A 556-nucleotide genomic window follows, 5' to 3' on the forward strand; every position below is an offset into this window, starting at 1 on the left:
GCAGGCCGCGACGCAATTCGTCCACGCCCACCTGCCGCCGCGCGATGCCGGCAGCACGTGGTCGACGGTCGTGGCGCGACCGGAGCAGTACGCGCACCGGTGGCCGTCGCGGACCAGGACGCCGCGACGGGTCCAGGGTGCCGGTCGGTACATCCACTTCGTGGCGACGTACCGGACCAGGCGGATGACGCGCGGCCACGGGTGCGGTCCGATCGTCTTGTCGCCGTGGCCCTCCTCGACGGTCGCGACCTCGCGGAAGAGCATCCGGACGGCGTGGTTGAACGACACCTTGCCGAGGGGCTCGTAGGAGGCGTTCAGCAGGGTCACAGTTGTCGCGGACACCGCTGGCACCTCCTCTCTGGTTCGTTTCTACGCTTCTTTCGTATCGAGCGTTCATCAATTGGGTGACGACATGGAGTCGAATCCCGGCCTGCTGGACCACGATCAGGTGTCCAACCGTCGTACATCGGGGCCTTGGTGGCCTAACGATTTACGGAGACGGTCGGGCAGGCTGGGGACGTGAACCCGGACCTGCTGCTGTCGCGACGAGACCTCG

Annotated in this window: 1 protein-coding gene; it reads right to left on the reverse strand. The window is 66.9% G+C overall.

The window, feature by feature from the left end:
- A partial coding sequence (locus ACOADB_RS27925; protein WP_378606859.1) for an HNH endonuclease occupies positions 1-342 on the reverse strand: 342 nt, incomplete at its 3' end.
- Positions 343-556: the final 214 nt, after the last annotated feature.

Source organism: Nocardioides sp. CPCC 206348, from assembly GCF_048654705.1.
Lineage (GTDB): Bacteria > Actinomycetota > Actinomycetes > Propionibacteriales > Nocardioidaceae > Nocardioides.